At 67.4% G+C, this 15,462-nt stretch carries 15 protein-coding genes; 12 read left to right on the top strand and 3 right to left on the bottom strand.

Features of this window, described 5'->3' with window-relative positions:
* Positions 1–124: 124 nt before the first annotated feature.
* The 8 genes from DDE13_RS19295 to DDE13_RS23015 all read left to right on the top strand — a co-directional run bounded on the left by DDE13_RS19295 (position 125) and on the right by DDE13_RS23015 (position 5,855).
* Entirely contained in the window at positions 125–1,639 is a 1,515-nt protein-coding gene (locus DDE13_RS19295; RefSeq protein WP_111405870.1) for a phage tail sheath subtilisin-like domain-containing protein, read from the top strand.
* Entirely contained in the window at positions 1,639–2,145 is a 507-nt protein-coding gene (locus DDE13_RS19290) for a phage major tail tube protein (RefSeq protein ID WP_111405869.1), read from the top strand. The genes DDE13_RS19295 and DDE13_RS19290 overlap by 1 nt, the downstream gene beginning before the upstream one ends.
* Positions 2,146–2,147: 2 nt before the next feature.
* On the top strand, positions 2,148–2,429 hold the full coding sequence (locus DDE13_RS19285) for a phage tail assembly protein (RefSeq protein ID WP_111405868.1): 282 nt from the start codon (positions 2,148–2,150) through the stop codon (positions 2,427–2,429).
* Between the two features lie 87 nt (positions 2,430–2,516).
* The gene (locus tag DDE13_RS19280; protein WP_111405867.1) at positions 2,517–4,112 is read left to right on the top strand and encodes a hypothetical protein; all 1,596 of its coding nucleotides are present in this window, start codon (positions 2,517–2,519) and stop codon (positions 4,110–4,112) included.
* On the top strand, positions 4,105–4,512 hold the full coding sequence (locus tag DDE13_RS19275) for a phage tail protein (protein WP_111405866.1): 408 nt from the start codon (positions 4,105–4,107) through the stop codon (positions 4,510–4,512). The genes DDE13_RS19280 and DDE13_RS19275 overlap by 8 nt, the downstream gene beginning before the upstream one ends.
* On the top strand, positions 4,493–4,702 hold the full coding sequence (locus DDE13_RS19270) for a tail protein X (protein WP_235868781.1): 210 nt from the start codon (positions 4,493–4,495) through the stop codon (positions 4,700–4,702). Before DDE13_RS19275 ends, DDE13_RS19270 begins: the two co-directional genes overlap by 20 nt.
* The gene (locus DDE13_RS19265) at positions 4,699–5,697 is read left to right on the top strand and encodes a contractile injection system protein, VgrG/Pvc8 family (RefSeq protein ID WP_111405864.1); all 999 of its coding nucleotides are present in this window, start codon (positions 4,699–4,701) and stop codon (positions 5,695–5,697) included. Before DDE13_RS19270 ends, DDE13_RS19265 begins: the two co-directional genes overlap by 4 nt.
* Complete coding sequence (locus DDE13_RS23015) at positions 5,694–5,855, top strand: hypothetical protein (RefSeq protein WP_162631100.1); 162 nt, start codon at positions 5,694–5,696, stop codon at positions 5,853–5,855. The genes DDE13_RS19265 and DDE13_RS23015 overlap by 4 nt, the downstream gene beginning before the upstream one ends.
* Before the next feature lie 22 nt (positions 5,856–5,877).
* Here DDE13_RS23015 and DDE13_RS19260 read toward each other — a convergent pair whose 3' ends face one another.
* Positions 5,878–6,075: a hypothetical protein gene (locus DDE13_RS19260; protein ID WP_111405863.1), complete on the bottom strand. Its 198-nt coding sequence runs from the start codon at positions 6,073–6,075 to the stop codon at positions 5,878–5,880.
* Positions 6,076–6,411: 336 nt separating this feature from the next.
* Here DDE13_RS19260 and DDE13_RS19255 point away from each other — a divergent pair, with 336 nt between their 5' ends.
* From DDE13_RS19255 to ade, 3 genes are all read left to right on the top strand, one after another.
* Complete coding sequence (locus DDE13_RS19255) at positions 6,412–7,065, top strand: protein-L-isoaspartate O-methyltransferase family protein (protein WP_111405862.1); 654 nt, start codon at positions 6,412–6,414, stop codon at positions 7,063–7,065.
* Between the two features lie 58 nt (positions 7,066–7,123).
* On the top strand, positions 7,124–8,557 hold the full coding sequence (locus tag DDE13_RS19250; RefSeq protein ID WP_328587856.1) for a TolC family outer membrane protein: 1,434 nt from the start codon (positions 7,124–7,126) through the stop codon (positions 8,555–8,557).
* Positions 8,558–8,695: 138 nt separating this feature from the next.
* The gene (gene ade / locus DDE13_RS19245) at positions 8,696–10,387 is read left to right on the top strand and encodes an adenine deaminase (protein ID WP_111405860.1); all 1,692 of its coding nucleotides are present in this window, start codon (positions 8,696–8,698) and stop codon (positions 10,385–10,387) included.
* Positions 10,388–10,394: 7 nt separating this feature from the next.
* On the opposite strand, the gene DDE13_RS19240 is transcribed toward ade, so the two are convergent.
* Both DDE13_RS19240 and tkt read right to left on the bottom strand, forming a co-directional pair.
* Entirely contained in the window at positions 10,395–12,914 is a 2,520-nt protein-coding gene (locus DDE13_RS19240; RefSeq protein ID WP_111405859.1) for a cation:proton antiporter, read from the bottom strand.
* A gap of 65 nt (positions 12,915–12,979) precedes the next feature.
* Positions 12,980–15,004, bottom strand: a complete 2,025-nt coding sequence (tkt, locus tag DDE13_RS19235; RefSeq protein ID WP_111405858.1) for a transketolase — start codon at positions 15,002–15,004, stop codon at positions 12,980–12,982.
* A 229-nt stretch (positions 15,005–15,233) separates the two neighbouring features.
* On the opposite strand from tkt, the gene DDE13_RS19230 reads away from it, so the two are divergent.
* A partial coding sequence (locus DDE13_RS19230; RefSeq protein ID WP_162631099.1) for a hypothetical protein occupies positions 15,234–15,462 on the top strand: 229 nt, incomplete at its 3' end.

The following is a 15,462-nucleotide window of genomic DNA, read 5'->3' as shown; positions in this document are numbered from 1 at the left end:
TGGGCCTGGGCCGACGGCCCCGGCGTGCCCGCCGATTTCACCGATCCCGCCTACTGGCCCTAGCGCCAGAGGCGAGGCTCCGGTGGCGCTGGCATGATCGCGGAAAGACAACCAGGAGTGAGACATGGCCGAGACGTTCCTGCACGGTGTGGAGGTGATCGAACTGACCACCGGCCCGCGCCCGATCCGCACGCTGCGATCGTCGGTGATCGGCATCGTGGGCACGGCGCCGGGGGCAGCAGGCGCCACCGCAGCCAGCCTGGCGCTGGGGCTTGTGGCGGCCAACAGCGGATTGACCGTCACGGCCGTGACGGCTGGTGCGGACGGCAACGGCATCGCCATCACCGTGGTCAATCCCGCGACCGCCTCGCAAACGCTCGCCGTCAGCGTGACTGGCACCGACATCACCGTCACCCTGGGCACGGACGGCACCGGCGCCCCCGACAGCACTGCGGACGAAGTGAGCGGCGCGATCGCGGGCGACGTCGACGCGGCCGCGCTCGTCACCGTCACGAATGCCGCCGGATCGGACGGCTCGGGGATTCTTGCGCCAAGCATCCGCACGCGCCTCGCGGGCGGGTCCGACGAGCCCTTTCCGGTCAACACCCCCGTGCTGGTCGCGGGAAGTCGGCGCGAGGCCGCAGCGCTGGGCGACACCGGCACGCTGCCCGCGGCGCTGGACGGCATCTTCGACCAGGGCGGCGCGGCCGTCGTCGTCGTGCGCGTCGCCGAGGGTGCGGACGACCCCGCAACGACCGCCAACGTCATTGGCGGCGTGAACACCGGCACCGGGAACCTCGAAGGCGTGCACGCGCTGCTGGCGGCCGAGGGCGCGCTGGGCGTTCAGCCCCGCATCCTGTGCGCCACGGGCTGGACCCATCAGCGCGACGGCACCGCGAACGCGGTCGTGGCCGAAATGGTCGGTATCGCCGAACGTTTGCGCGCGGTCATCGTCGCCGACGGCCCGAGCACGATCGACGCCGATGCGATCGCCTATCGTGGCGACTGGGGCAGCGACCGGGTGTACGTGATCGATCCCTTCGTGAAGGTGTCGCGCGACGGCGTGATCGTCACCGAGCCCGCCAGCGCGAGGGTTGCGGGCATCATCGCCCGCACCGATGCGGAGCAGGGTTTCTGGCACTCGCCGTCGAACAAGGCCATCAACGGCATCGTTGGTACCGCGCGCCCGATCGACTTCAAGCTGGGCGACATCAACTCCCGGGCCAACCTGCTGAACGAGCGGGAGGTCACCACGATCATCCGCGAGAGCGGCTTCCGGCTATGGGGCAACCGGACCACGTCGGCCGACCCCAAGTTCGCGTTCCTGTCCGTTCGGCGCACGGCCGACCTGATCGCAGACAGCCTGCAGCGCGCCCATCTGTGGGCCGTCGACCGGAACATCACCAAGACGTACGTCGAGGACGTGACCGAAGGGGTGAACGCCTATCTCGCATCGCTGCAGGCGCAGGGTGCGATCCTCGGCGGCACGTGCTGGCCCGACCCCGACCTGAACACGCCGCAGAACATCGCGCAGGGCAAGGTGTTCTTCAATTTCGACTTCCGCCCGCCCACGCCGGCCGAGCACATCACGTTCCGGTCGGAGATCAATGACGACTACATCGCGGAGGTATTCAGCTGATGGCTGCGCGCGACGTTCTGAAGAACCTCAATCTGTTCATCGACGGCCGCGGCTACGCCGGCCGGATCGACGAATACACCCCGCCGGTGATGACGCTGCAGATCGAGGAGTACCGGGCAGGCGGCCTCGATACGCCCGAGCCCATCGAGATGGGCCAGGAGGCGATGACCGCAAGTTTCGCGCTGATCTCCATGGAGGCGACGGCACTGGCCGCGTGGGGGCTGACCCAGGGCGCAACACTGCCGGTCACCGCACGGGGCGCCCTGGAGAGCGCCGACGGCACGGTGCGCGCCATCGTGCACCGGTTGCGCGGCAAGGTGACGTCCCTCGACCAGGGCACGTGGCAGCCGGGCCAGAAGCCTACGGTGACCTTCACCATGCGCGTCACGCGGTTCGAGGAAATCCACGACGGCGTCGAGCTGCGCCTGATCGACACCGAGAACATGATCCGCCGGATCAACGGCGTCGATCAGCTCGAGGCACAACGCGTGGCGCTGGGTATCTGATCATGACACGTGACGCCAAGATCGACCTGGATTGGCCCATTTCCGTAGGTGGCACCGAGGTGCAAATCCTGACCATGCGGCGCCCCCGCGTGATCGACATCCGGGTCGCGCAGGAACAAAGCGCCGGCGACAGCGCGCGCAAGGAGCTCATCCTGCTGCGGAACCTTCTCGAGATCACGGAAGACGAGCTCGACCAGGTCGACATCGCCGACTACGGGAAGCTGCAGGAGGCCCTCAAGGCTTTTATGAGCCCTCGCCCGAGGAAATCCGGGCGGGGACGCTAAGGCTCGCATCGGTCACCGGATGGTCGCTGGCCGAGATCTCCGGGATGACGGTCGATGAGCTGATCTGGTGGTGTGAGGGGCTGAAACATGGCAAAGCGACAGCGCCTTGACGCGACGATCACCATCGGCTCGGCCCTCTCGCCGAGCTTTGGACGCACGATCGGCGCAGCGCAGCGCGGCATTCGCAGCATCGGACAGGCCGCGCGGCAGTCGGCCGTCGTCATCGGCGCGGCCGGCGCTGCCGTCTTCGGTGTAGCGGCCAGCACCGCCGCCGCTGGCGACGAGATCGCGAAGAACGCACGCGCGATCGGCGTCGCGACGGACGCTTACCAAGAACTCAGCTATGCCGCCGAACGCACAGGCGTCGGGGCGACAACACTGCAACGATCCATGGTCGCTTTCACCAAGCGCCTGGGTGAAGCGGCCGAAGGCGGCGGGCAGGCAAAGGGTGCCATTGAGGCGCTTGGCCTGAGCGTCGACGACCTCGTCAAGATGAAGCCGGAGGAGGCGCTCGCCGTCGTGGCCGACGCCATGAAGGACATCGAGAATCCCTCCGAACGCGCTGCCTTGGCGTCGGACCTTTTCTCGCGCTCGGGCATCAAGATGACCAACCTGCTGCGCGAGGGGTCGGCAGGGATGGCGGCGCTTGCGGAGGACGCGCGGCGCACCGGCAATGTGCTGGGCAAGGAGGCGCTCGAGGACAGCGAGGCGTTTCAGGACGGGCTTCTAGACATGCAGATGACACTGCAGGGTCTGAAGAACACGTTTGGCGCGGAACTGATGCCAGTCATTACGGACGTCATGACGCGGCTCAGTGATTATCTGCAGGACAACCGCGAAGATGTCGTCGCGTTCGCCGAAGGCCTTGCCAGCGCGGTCGAAGACACGATTCCCAAGCTCGGCGAGATAGCCGAAGGACTTGGGAGTGTCGCGACCGTGATCGGCGAGGTCGTGTCAGGGGCCGCGGAACTTGCCGGCGGTTTCGACAACCTGGTCGAGGCGGCGGGCATCTTCTTTGGCGCTCGCTTCATCGGGGCCGTCTTCGCGTCGACGCCACTGGGGATCGCTCTCGTGCTCGCAGGGGCGGCGGTTCTGACGATCGCGAACAACTGGGACACGGTGAAGGAGACCGCACAAGCAATCTTTGACTGGATGGCCGGCAAGCTGGACTGGCTGCTGGAAAAGATAAAGCCGGTCACGGACGCGCTCGGCTTCGTCATCGGTGCTGGCGCCGAGGCGCTCAACGAGATCGGCGTGACCCCTGCCAGCGGCAGCTCTGCCGTCCGGCTTGAGAACCGCCCGCCGCCTGCTGTCGGCACCGGCGACGAGGGAACTGTCGCAACTGGATCGGGGTCGAGAGTCCAAGCGCGCGCCAAGGGTGGCCCGTTCCGTCCAGGCGCGGTGCTGGTCGGCGAGGACGGTCCGGAACTCCGGTACGAATCGCGCGCTGGTTACATCGCCGACGCGCGGGCCACGCGCGACATCCTGAACGGGTCACAGGATGGCGCCGCGGACCAGGTCGCGCCCTCTTCGCAGACCGTCATTCACCAGACGTTCAACATCACCGCGACGACCCGTGAACGCAGCGCGGCGGACATCGCGACAGAGATCATGCGCCGGGCAAAGCAGGAAAGCCGCCGCGCGCTCTACGACACCATGAGCGGGGCAGGGCAGTATGAGTGATACGATGCTCGCACTCGGACCGTTCCGCTTCTCGATCGACACGGCCGCCTATGGATCCTCGATGCAGGTGGACACCTTCGACTGGCGCGAACAGGGCCAGATCGGATCGCGCCCCGCGCTGCAGTTCACCGGCTTCGACCAGACCCGCGACCTGTCCGGCGTCATCTATCCCCATCACCGGGGCGGGTTCGGCCAGATCGAGCGCATGCGCCGCCTTGGCCTCGCGTCACTACCGCTGCCGCTGATCTCGGGCGCCGGGCGTGTCCTCGGGACCTTCGTGATCCTGTCGGTGACCGAAGAGCAGACCGTGTTCGACCGCGGCGGTGCCCCCAAACGCCAGGACTTTACCTTGCGCCTGCGCCGGTTCGATGGAGGCTTGCGTGGTCTATTACCGTTCTAGGGAGGGCGAGGTCCTCGACGAAATCATCCGCCACCACTATGGGCGACAGGATCAGGGATTGCTCGTCCGCGTACTCGAGGCCAACCGAAACCTTGCCGACCTCGACATCATCCTGCCGGAAGGGACGCGGATCGCCTTGCCGGTGGTCGACGCGGCCGATCCGAACCCTGTCGTGCGTCTCTGGTCATGACCTGGCTGCCCGCGTTCCAGCTCGTCGTCGGTGGCGCCGATATTACCAGCGTCGTCACACCGCGACTCTTGTCGATGACGATTCGCGACGCGCCGGGCTTCACGTCCGACGTCCTCGAGATCACGCTGGCCGATGATGCGCGCGCTCCGATCGCAATTCCGCGCCGAGGCGCCATCATAACCTGCGCGCTGGGCTACCTGACTGGCATGGTGCCCATGGGCGAATTCATCGCCGACGAGATCGAGCTGTCGGGCCCGCCCGGGACGATGACGATCCGGGCGACCGCGAGCGTCCAGGGCGCGTCCGACGGCGGACGCAGCGCTCTGACCGATCAGAAGTCACGTTCGTGGCCCGCAGGCACCGCGCTGGGCGACCTGGTCGCAACGATCGCCACCGAACACGGGTTGCGCCCCGCCGTCGCGTCGGAACTTGCGGACATCGAGCTGCCGCATATCGATCAGCTCGACGAAAGCGATATGGGCCTGCTGACCCGCGTCGCCCGTCTGTATGACGCTCTGGCGAAGCCCGCGGGCGGCGCGCTGGCGGTCGTGCGGCGCGCGGCCGGGCTGAGCGTGACCGGCCTTCCGCTGCCGTCGCTGCCGATCACGCCCCAGCAGGTCACCAGCTGGCGCGTCGAGCTGGCGCGGCGCGATGCGGAAGGATCGGTGATCGCCGTCTGGCGCGATCGCGCGGGGGCCGTCGACGTCGAAGTCACGGCCGGCGAGGGTGAGCCCGTCCGTCGGCTGCGGCAGACATTCCCGACCGAGGCATCGGCCCAGGCGGCCGCGAATGCCGCCCTGCGTAGCGCCGCTCGAGGGGCGCAGCGGCTAGAGCTGCAGATGCCCGGCAGGCCCACCATCGGCGCAGAGGCGACCCTTCAGCTCGCAGCGTTCCGCCCGGGCGTGAATGGTGCATGGGTCGTCACAGAGGTCGTGCACCGGCTGACGCCCGAAGGCCTTATCACCGGCCTCTCGGCCGAGAAGGAGTCGCCATGAAGATCCTCGATGTTCGGCGCGTTACCATTCCCGACAACGACAACCGTCCGCCCGGTGTCATTCCGATGCCGATGCGCATGTATGAAGCCCAGATGACCGAAATCGGGCGCGACGAATTCCTTAGGTTGATCGCGGAAGCGCAGCCCGCACCGGATTAACGAGCTGCCGATGCGAGGCGCATCAGTCTTCCGGAAGATCGAGTTCCGGGCCAGCGGACGCGAGCGCCAGCGACGCCGCGAAAAGGTCCTCGCTGCCCAGGGCGTCTCCGACCTCGGCCAGCATGCGTCGCACATCGTCAAGTTCGCTCTCGAGCTTCTCGATGCGCGCCTGCAGCTCTTCCAATTTATCCGGCATCTGTTCCCCATCTTCCGACGCCATGCGTGGCGGCCACCGCAGAAAACCCGTGTGGCCGCGCGGGCGACTTTCGCAGGTTCATGACCTGTTCCGCGCATTTTCGCACAGTTTGAGACCCCAATTAAATGGGTCTAGAATTGCGATTTAAATAAATTTTTGGCGATCAGGATCCACGGATTTGCAATCCGCTGCGTCACCACTCCGCCAACTCGCCGCCGTGGTGAACCGCGTGTTAGCGGACGGCGCGCGCCCGTGCAAGCGGCTTCGGGCGATTGGTCGCGCGGATGTCGCTTGCGGTTGCCGACTTCGCGCTTTCGTGGCACTTCCCGTGCATCGCATCCAGCCAGGGATTGACCCATCATGCCCGATTTCGCCAAACGCCGTCTGATGATGGTCGATACGCAGGTCCGGCCGTCGGACGTCACGCGTTATCCGATCATCGATGCCATGCTGTCCGTGCCGCGCGAAACATATGTCCCGGCCGAGCGCGTCGAAGCCGCGTACATGGGGGAAAACCTGCCGCTCGGGCCGGACCGGGTGATGCTGGAACCGCGGACGCTGGCCAAGATGCTCGACGCGCTGGCGCTGGGTCCGCAGGACCTCGTGCTCCATGTCGGTGCCGGGCTGGGCTATGGCGCGGCGGTGATCGCGCGCATGGCGGCGGCGGTGGTCGCGGTGGAAGAAGACGCGGAAATGGCGGCCGAGGCCGAACGGACGCTGGCCGCGGAGCAGGTGCACACCGTCGCCGTGGTGCATGGCCCGATGGCGGACGGGGCGCCGCAGCACGGGCCCTACGACGCGATCCTGATCGAAGGGGCCGTGGAAGAGATCGGTGATGCAATTCTGGCACAGCTCAAGGATGGTGGCCGGATTGCCGCACTCTTTGCCGAAGGTGCCCTTGGCGCGGTGCGGATTGGGTATAAGACTGGTGGCAGGGTGACGTGGCGGTTCGATTTCAACGCCGGTGCACCGGTCCTGCCGGGGTTCCGCAAATCGGCCGATTTCGTGTTTTGAAGATGTTGCGGGGCGGTTTCGTGCCGTGGACGGGCATGGCGGGCAAAGGAATGATGGCGTGAATCGAACGGCGACACGGATGCGCGGGCTGGCCGGGCTTGCGACCGGCATCCTGACAGGCGCAGCACTGGGCATGGCGGCGATGTCCGGGCAGGCGCGGGCGGAGACGCTGACCGACGCGCTGGTTTCGGCTTACAACAACAGCGACCTGCTGGAACAGAGCCGTGCGCTGCTGCGCGCGGCGGACGAAGACGTAGCCGGCGCCGTGGCCGCGCTGCGCCCGACGTTGGGCTACCAGTTCAGTGAAAGCTACACCTACCTGGAAGATCCCGGCGTGACCCGGTTGCGCGACAGCTTTTCCACCACGCTGGAGCTTGTCTCGGAACTCGACATCTATACCGGTGGGCGCAATCGGCTGTCGCTCGATGCGGCGAAGGAAGCGGTGCTGGCTGCGCGCGAAGCGCTCGTGGCGCAGGAACAGTCGGTTCTGTTCGCGGCCGTCGATGTCTACATGACGGTGTTCGCGGCTGTCGAGACGGTGGAGATCCGGCAGAATTCGGTGCGCGTGCTCGAGGAAGAGGTCCGCGCCGCCCGCGACCGTTTCGAAGTTGGCGAAGTCACGCGCACGGACGTGGCGCAGGCCGAGGCCCGGCTTGCGCAGGCCGAGGCCGATCTCGTGGCGGCCGAGGGCGATCTGGAAACGGCGCGCGAGCTTTATAACCTCGAAGTCGGGCGTTATCCCGGTGTGCTGGCACCACCGCCGCCACTGCCCGCCACGGCGCCGACCGAGGCCGAAGCGCGCGAGATCGCCCTGCGCGGCCACCCGCGTATCCGGCAGGCGCAACGACAGGTCCAGGTCAACGAACTCAACGTCGCCGCCGCCGAGGCCGCCGTGCTGCCGAGCCTGCGCGCACAGGCCAGTGCCGGCTATTCCGGGACCGACGACACGTTCGGTGGGGCGGATCTGAGCGGATCGGCCAGCGTGGCCCTGACCCTGAGCGGCCCGATCTACCAGGGCGGTGCGCTCAACTCGGTCTTCCGGCGGACCAAGGCCAACCGGGACAATTCCCGTGCGCAGCTTCTGCGGACGACTGCCGAGATTTCCGAACTGGTGGGCCGGTCATGGGCCGTGCGCGACGTGGCGCGGGCACGCCTGACCGCAACAGATCGTCAGATCGAGGCAGCGCAGATCGCCTTCGACGGCACGCGGGAGGAAGCGACGCTCGGCGCGCGGACCACGCTCGACGTGCTTGACGCGGAACAGGACCTGCTCGATGCGCAGGCCAGCCGGATCGACGCCAGCGCGCAGGAACAGCGCGCGGTCTACGGGCTTTTGTCCTCCATGGGGCGGTTGACCGTCGATTTCCTTGACCTGCCGGTGGTCAGCTACGACCCGACCGCGTATTACAACGCGGTCAGCAACGCGCCGGGGATCGGCAGCGAGCAGGGCATCCAACTGGATCGCGTGCTGCGCAGCATCGGCCGTCAATAGTACAATTCTTGTTTTCAATACGTTGCGGGCCGTTCCTGAACAGGGGGCGGCCCTTTCCTTGGGGCTTTGGCCGGTGGCGGGGCTTGCCGTCCGGCCCAGTCTGACCGATGCTGCGCCTGCAAATCACGGGGAGCGGCCATGACACTCGAAGATCGCATCGCGCAGGCCCGCGGAGACACGCCCGCCGATCTGGTGTTGCGCGGCGGACAGGTCCTGTGCGTCGTGACCGGGGACATGATCCCGGGCGATGTGGCGATTTGCGGCGACACGATCGTCGGGATCGGGGCCGAATACGATGGCATGCGGGTGATCGACGTGACCGGCCAGACGCTCGTGCCCGGTTTCATCGACACGCATCTGCACATCGAAAGCAGTTGCATCACCCCGTTCGAATTCGACCGCTGCGTCGCACCGCGCGGGGTGACCACGGCGATCTGCGACCCGCACGAGATCGCCAATGTCGCCGGGCTCAACGGCATCCGCTATTTTCTCGATGCCTCGGCCTGCACGCTCCTGGATATCCGGGTGAACCTGTCTTCCTGCGTGCCCTCGACGCACATGGAAACCGCCGGGGCGGCGCTGGGGGTCGATGACCTGATTCCGCTGGCGGATCATCCGCGGGTGATCGGGCTGGCGGAGTTCATGAACTATCCGGGCGTGATCCATCGCGATCCGGGCTGCATGGCCAAGCTGTCGGCCTTTGCCGGACGGCATATCGACGGCCATGCACCGCTTCTGTCGGGCCGCGATCTGAACGCCTATTGCAGCGCGGGCATCCGCACGGAGCACGAGGCAACGACCTCTGCCGAAGCGCGCGAAAAGCTGCAGAAAGGGCTGCGCATCCTGATCCGCGAAGGATCGGTCAGCAAGGATCTGGCCGCCCTTGCGCCGCTTCTGACGCCGTTGACAGCGCCCTACATGTGCCTGTGCACCGATGACCGCAACCCGCTGGATATCGGGGAACACGGGCATCTGGATTACATGATCCGCACGCTGATCGCGTCGGGCTGCGAGCCGCTTGCGGTCTATCGCGCCGCGTCCCTGTCGGGGGCGGAAGCTTTCGGGCTGAAGGATCGCGGGCAGATCGCGCCGGGCAAGCGCGCGGACATCGTGGTGCTGGACGATCTGGCCGCGTGCCGTGCTGCGATGGTGCTGTGCGGCGGCGTTGTCGCCGATGATGCCGGCTTCGCCGCCCGGCCTCATGTGGAGCCGGTCGCCCGCAACAGCGTCAAGGCACCTGCGGTCAGCGCGGCGGATTTCGCGTATCCGGGCGGCGATGGCGACAGCGTGCCAGTGATCGGCATCTGGCCGGGCAAGATCCTGACCGAACACGGGTCAGCCGATATGCCCCCGACCGATGGCGACCGCAGGCCGGACCCTGCACGGGATCTGGCACGCATCGCGGTGATCGAACGGCACGGGCGCAACGGCAACATCGCCACGGGGTTCGTGCGCGGCTTCGGGATCGGGCAGGGGGCCATCGCGTCAACGGTCTGTCACGACCATCACAACATAGCGGTGGTGGGCGTGGATTACGGCGACATGGCGCGCGCCGCGACGCGGCTGGGCGAGATCGAAGGCGGGTTCGTCGTCGTGTCAGGCGGGGAAGTCCTAGCCGAACTGGCATTGCCCTTGGCGGGGCTCATGAGTCTGGGCACGTTCGAAGAGGTCCGCGCGGCACTGACCGACCTGCGCGCGGCGGCCCGGTCGCTGGGTGTGACGCTGGAAGAACCGTTCCTGCAACTGGCCTTTCTTTGCCTGCCGGTGATCCCGCATCTGAAGATCACCGATCACGGCATGGTGGACGTGGACCGGTTCGCGCTGATCTGAGCCGCGTTCAGGCGGCCGTTTCGATCCCGAAATCGGCCAGCAGCGCCTCGGGATCGGCCCCGCGCGCGGGCGCGCTGTCGCGCACGGCCTGTTGCAGCCGCGGGCTGGCGCGCAGCAGTTTCAGGAAACGTGCCTCGTCCAGCACCAGCAGCGTGGAGGGCGCGATGGCCCGAACCTCGGTCCGGCGTGGCTTGCGCAGCAGGATAGCGACCTGTCCGAACATCTCGCCCCGGCCCATCCGGACGGGACCGCCGGGCAGGTCCATTTCCACGGCGCCCGAGGCGATGAAGAACACGCTGCGCGCCGGGCTGTCGCGGCGGATCACCCGCTCGCCCGGCGCGCAATAGCGCGTGCGCAGCGCGCGCGCGACCCGGCGCAGGGTCCTGTCGTCGAGATCGGCAAAGAGCGGCGACTGGCGCATCAGGTCCGCCTTGGGCAGCCGCAGGTCAAGACGCGGGCGGCGTTCGGCACGGGCACGGCGCTGCGCGATTTCGGCGATCAGGCTCTGGTACAGTTCCGCCCCGATCAGCCCGTCCTCGCGCATGGTGGTGTATTCGCGCTCCTCCAGCCGCAATGCGGTGCGGCGGATGAAGCGGCGTTCCAATTCTTCGGCATAGCCGGGATATTGCAAGCGCAGGCCCTCGATGGCCTGGTCGACTTCCTCCACGCGCCGGTCCAGCAGATCGTGCAGCAGGTCCGCGACGCGGCGGCCATGGATGCGGCGGATGCGGTTGTCGATGAAGCCGTGCAGATCCTTGAGGATCAGTTGCCGTGCGAGCAGGGTTTCGAAATTGTCCGCCGTAAGCCGCGCGAGCAGGCGCGAGTATCCCAGACGGTTGTGAAGCCACACGGCGACGCGGAATTGCCGCCCGCGCCACGTGCCCGCCCGCGCCGCGCGCAGATACCCCAGTCGCCCGCCGCTGCGCGTTGCCTCGATCAGCTTGTCCGCCTGCGACAGGATGCGGTCGGACAGCCGCGCCGACACCGCGCGTTCGCGGAACCGTTCGATGATGAGGTCGCGTTCCGCCCCCGCCAGCGCAATCAGCCCCAGCGTGACCCGGTCGCGGTCGAGGATTTCCTCTGCGTCCTCCGCCCCGGACACGGCGGCGTCGAGCCGTTCTGCGAAGCGCTTCGCCTCGGATCGTGTGGTTTCGCGGGTCAGCCCGTAGTTCTCGGCCACGCGGGCCATGTCTTCCCGCACCTCCTGGAGCGCCACGGCGATGACCTGCTGCGACAGGGCGGCATCGAGCGGCGAAAGCCGGTCAAGCCCCAGCCGGCCGATCACCCAGCGCAGGGACGACCCCTGCACGATGACGGTGAACAGCGTGAAGCCGGTGGCAAGGATCGCGACCTCGCGCTTGATCTCCACCGGCACGCGGAAGCTTTCGGTGACGGCCAGCGCCAGCGCCAGCGTCACCGCGCCGCGCAAGCCGCCCCACAGGATCGCGATGCGGAAGGGCCGGTCGACCTGCGGCGATGCGCCGGTCAGCGTCAGCGCGGGCATGAGCCCGAACAGGATAACCGCCCGCGCCGCGAAGGCCGCGAGCGTCACGACTGCGATCAGCCCGAGATCGGACACGTCCACGTCGCTGAGAAACCGCGGGACCAGCAAGGCGGCAAGGATGAAGATCAGCGCCCCCGCCCAATGGGCAAGCAGGTCCCAGACCTCGCGCAGGTTTTGCCAGGTCTGGGGGGGCAGGCGGCCCGGCCCCATCAGGTTCAGTGTCAGCCCCGCGCCCAGCACGGCGATGACCCCCGACACGCCGACAAGCTGTTCGCCGACGATATAGGCGACATAGGGCAGCGCCACGGAGATCGAGATCACCGCCCTGTCGAACCGCCCCACCGCCGCCATCAGGCGCAAGGTGGCACGGGCGATCAGCCACCCGGTGATCGCGCCGCCGATCATCAGAACCGGAAAGTTCAGGATCGCCCCGGCAAGCGACGGGTTCGGCACGCCGGCCATGACATAGCCCATGAACAGCCCGAACAGCGCGATGGCGGCGGCATCGTTCATGAGGCTTTCGCCTTCGATGATCCGCGCGAGCCTGCGGGGGGCCGCCAGCGACCGGAAGATCGAGACGACCGCGGACGGGTCCGTGGTGGACACGATCGACCCGATCAGCAGGCAGGCGGCCAGCGGCAGGGCCGAGACGGCATTGAGCGCGAAACCGACGAACAGCGTCGCCACGACCACGGCGACCACGGCCAGCACGAGGATCGGCACCCAGTCGTCCAGCATCCGACGCAGGTTCATGCCCAGTGTAACCTGGAACAGCAGTGTCGGCAGGAAAACGTACAGGAAGACGTTGGACCGGATCGGCAGATTCAGGATCGCCTGCGCCGCCGGGTTCAGCGCATCCGTAAGCGTGGTCGCCAGCAGAAGCCCCGCGCCCGTACCGATGAGCACGCCGATCACGGCAAGGATCACGCTGAACGGAAGCCGAAGACGTTCCGCCAGCGGCTCTGCAAGTCCGATGACCACGAAAAGGCCGGCGATCACTGCGGTTATGACGATGATGTCCATGGCCCGACGTTATCGCCGCACCATGCCAGAGGGAATTCCGAAATACCCCGCCGAAAGACGCCGGCTCAATCGCGGCCCAGCAGCGCCTTTGCCTTCGTCGCCACGGCTTCGGCGGTGATGCCGAATTCGGCATAGAGCCGCTCGGCGGGCGCGGAGGCACCGAAATCGTGCATGCCGACGAAACCCGATTTCTCGCGCTTGCCGCGTTCGCCATAAAGCCAGCGATCCCAGCCGAAGCGGATCGCCGCTTCGACCGCGACGCGGACGGGGCCCGCAGGCAGAACCTTGCGGCGATAGCTGTCGGGCTGCGCCTCGAACAGCTCCCAGCAGGGCATGGACACGACACGGGTGCCGATGCCCTCGGCCTCCAGCAGCGCGCGGGCTTCCATGGCGATGGCCACCTCGGACCCCGTGGCCATGAGCAGCGCCTCGCGCTTGCCCGTGGCGTCTGCCAGCACGTAGCCCCCCTGCGCGGTCAGGTTCTTCGCCTTGAACTCGTGCCGCAGTGCCGGAAGGTTCTGCCGCGACAGCGCCAGCACCGTCGGCGTTTCCGTCGATTGCAGGGCGATTTCCCACGCCTCGGCGGTTTCGGTCGCGTCGGCGGGGCGGATCACGTTGATGTTCGGCGTGGCGCGCAGCATCGCCAGGTGTTCCACCGGCTGGTGGGTCGGTCCGTCCTCGCCCAGCCCGATGCTGTCATGGCTCATGACATAGGTGACCGGCTGCTTCATCAGCGCCGACAGGCGCATGGCGCCGCGCGCGTAATCGGCGAAACACAGGAACGTCCCGCCATAGGGCCGGATGCCGCCGTGCAGCGACATGCCGTTCATTGCCGCCGCCATGCCATGTTCGCGGATCCCGAAATGAAGGTAACGCCCGGCGCGGTTGTCCGGCCCGTGCACGCCCATATCCCCGGTCTTGGTGTTGTTCGAACCGGTCAGGTCCGCCGAGCCGCCCACATGTTCGGGCATGATCGCGTTGATGACCTCCAGCGCGTTCTCTGATGCTTTTCGCGTGGCCAGCTTGGGCTGCGTTTCCGCCAGTTGCCGCTTCAGCGCCTTGATCGTGGCCGAAAGCTTGGACGGTACCTCGCCCGCCATGACGCGCGCGAATTCCTTCTGTTTGGCGCCCGACAGCGTCGCAAGGCGGCTTTCCCATGCGGCGCGTGCGCTGCGCCCGCGGCTGCCGATGGCTTCCCACTGGGCCTTGATGTCGTCGGGGACGTGATAGGCGGGCCAGTCCACGCCATAGGCGGCCTTCGTCGCGTCGACGACCGCCGGATCGGTCAGTGCGCCGTGGCCCTTCGACGTGTCCTGCGCGCTCGACCCGATGGCGATATGGGTCTTGCAGGCGATCATCGACGGCTTCGATGTCTTCTTCGCCGCGTTGATGGCATCGTCGATATCCGCCGGGTTGTGCCCGTCGCATTCATGCACGGACCAGCCTGCCGCCTTGAACCGCGCGATCTGGTCGGTGCGGTCGGCAAGGTCCACCTTGCCGTCGATGGTGATGCTGTTGTTGTCCCAGAACACGACCAGCTTCGACAGTTCCTGCCGCCCGGCCAGTCCGATCGCCTCGTGGCTGACGCCTTCCATGAGGCAGCCGTCGCCCGCGATGCAGTATGTGTAGTGGTCCACGACCTTCTTGCCGAAGCGCGCGCGCAGCATTTCCTCGGCCAGTGCGAAACCCACGGCGTTCGCGATGCCCTGGCCCAGCGGGCCGGTCGTCGTCTCGATCCCCATGGCATGGCCGAATTCCGGGTGCCCCGCGGTGATCGACCCCCATTGGCGGAACGCCTTGATCTGGTCGAGCGTCATGTCCGGCGACCCGGTCAGGTACAGAAGCGAATAGAGCAGCATCGACCCGTGCCCCGCCGACAGGATGAACCGGTCGCGGTCCGGCCAGTCGGGATTGGCGACATCGAAATTCATGTGCTTCTCGAACAGCACCGTGGCGACGTCCGCCATACCCATCGGCATGCCCGAATGGCCCGAATTGGCCCCCGCGACGGCGTCGAGCGTCAGGGTGCGGATGGCGGCGGCTTTCAGCCAATGGTCGGGGTCGCGGTCGCGCAGGGCTGTCAGTGTCACGGGGCAGGCTCCGGTCTGGGTGTCGGGTCACGGGCAGCTCGCCCGGCTGTTAGCGTCTTAACAACTGGGGCCGGAAGTGCAAGCTGCCGCCACGGCGGCGCTTGGCCGCCGCGCGGGCATGCGGGGGGCACCGGGGGACTTGTTCCCGCGCGATTTGTCCTGTGTGATGCGCAGGGCCGGATTCGCCATAGCGTGGGTCCGGCGCGGACGGGCAGCAGCAGGGGGTGGCATGGACGACATGGCGGGCTTGTCGGAACTGGAACAGCGGTTGGGAGCCGCCATCGCCCGGATGCGCGTGGCGCACCAGGCGACGCGCACGGCGTTGGGGACCGCACAGGCCCGCATCGCGGCGCTTGAGGCGGCCGCGGCCGACGCGCCGGGCGAAGACGACGTGACAGCCGCCGCGTTGGACGAAGCCGGCGCCGAGATCGCCCGCCTGCGGGCAGCGCTCGAAGCGG

It is taken from the genome of Meridianimarinicoccus zhengii, assembly GCF_003254465.1.
Classification (GTDB): domain Bacteria; phylum Pseudomonadota; class Alphaproteobacteria; order Rhodobacterales; family Rhodobacteraceae; genus Meridianimarinicoccus; species Meridianimarinicoccus zhengii.
This window is presented reverse-complemented; position numbering and strand designations above follow the sequence as displayed.

Bases quoted from the DNA above. Each gene is read 5' to 3' on its own strand.
- DDE13_RS19280 (WP_111405867.1), top strand. From the start codon at position 2,517: ATGGCAAAGCGACAGCGCCTTGACGCGACGATCACCATCGGCTCGGCC.
- DDE13_RS19285 (WP_111405868.1), top strand. From the start codon at position 2,148: ATGACACGTGACGCCAAGATCGACCTGGATTGGCCCATTTCCGTAGGT.
- DDE13_RS19295 (WP_111405870.1), top strand. From the start codon at position 125: ATGGCCGAGACGTTCCTGCACGGTGTGGAGGTGATCGAACTGACCACC.
- DDE13_RS19260 (WP_111405863.1), bottom strand. From the start codon at position 6,075: ATGGCGTCGGAAGATGGGGAACAGATGCCGGATAAATTGGAAGAGCTG.
- DDE13_RS19275 (WP_111405866.1), top strand. From the start codon at position 4,105: ATGAGTGATACGATGCTCGCACTCGGACCGTTCCGCTTCTCGATCGAC.
- DDE13_RS23015 (WP_162631100.1), top strand. From the start codon at position 5,694: ATGAAGATCCTCGATGTTCGGCGCGTTACCATTCCCGACAACGACAAC.
- DDE13_RS19255 (WP_111405862.1), top strand. From the start codon at position 6,412: ATGCCCGATTTCGCCAAACGCCGTCTGATGATGGTCGATACGCAGGTC.
- DDE13_RS19265 (WP_111405864.1), top strand. From the start codon at position 4,699: ATGACCTGGCTGCCCGCGTTCCAGCTCGTCGTCGGTGGCGCCGATATT.
- DDE13_RS19240 (WP_111405859.1), bottom strand. From the start codon at position 12,914: ATGGACATCATCGTCATAACCGCAGTGATCGCCGGCCTTTTCGTGGTC.
- ade (WP_111405860.1), top strand. From the start codon at position 8,696: ATGACACTCGAAGATCGCATCGCGCAGGCCCGCGGAGACACGCCCGCC.
- DDE13_RS19290 (WP_111405869.1), top strand. From the start codon at position 1,639: ATGGCTGCGCGCGACGTTCTGAAGAACCTCAATCTGTTCATCGACGGC.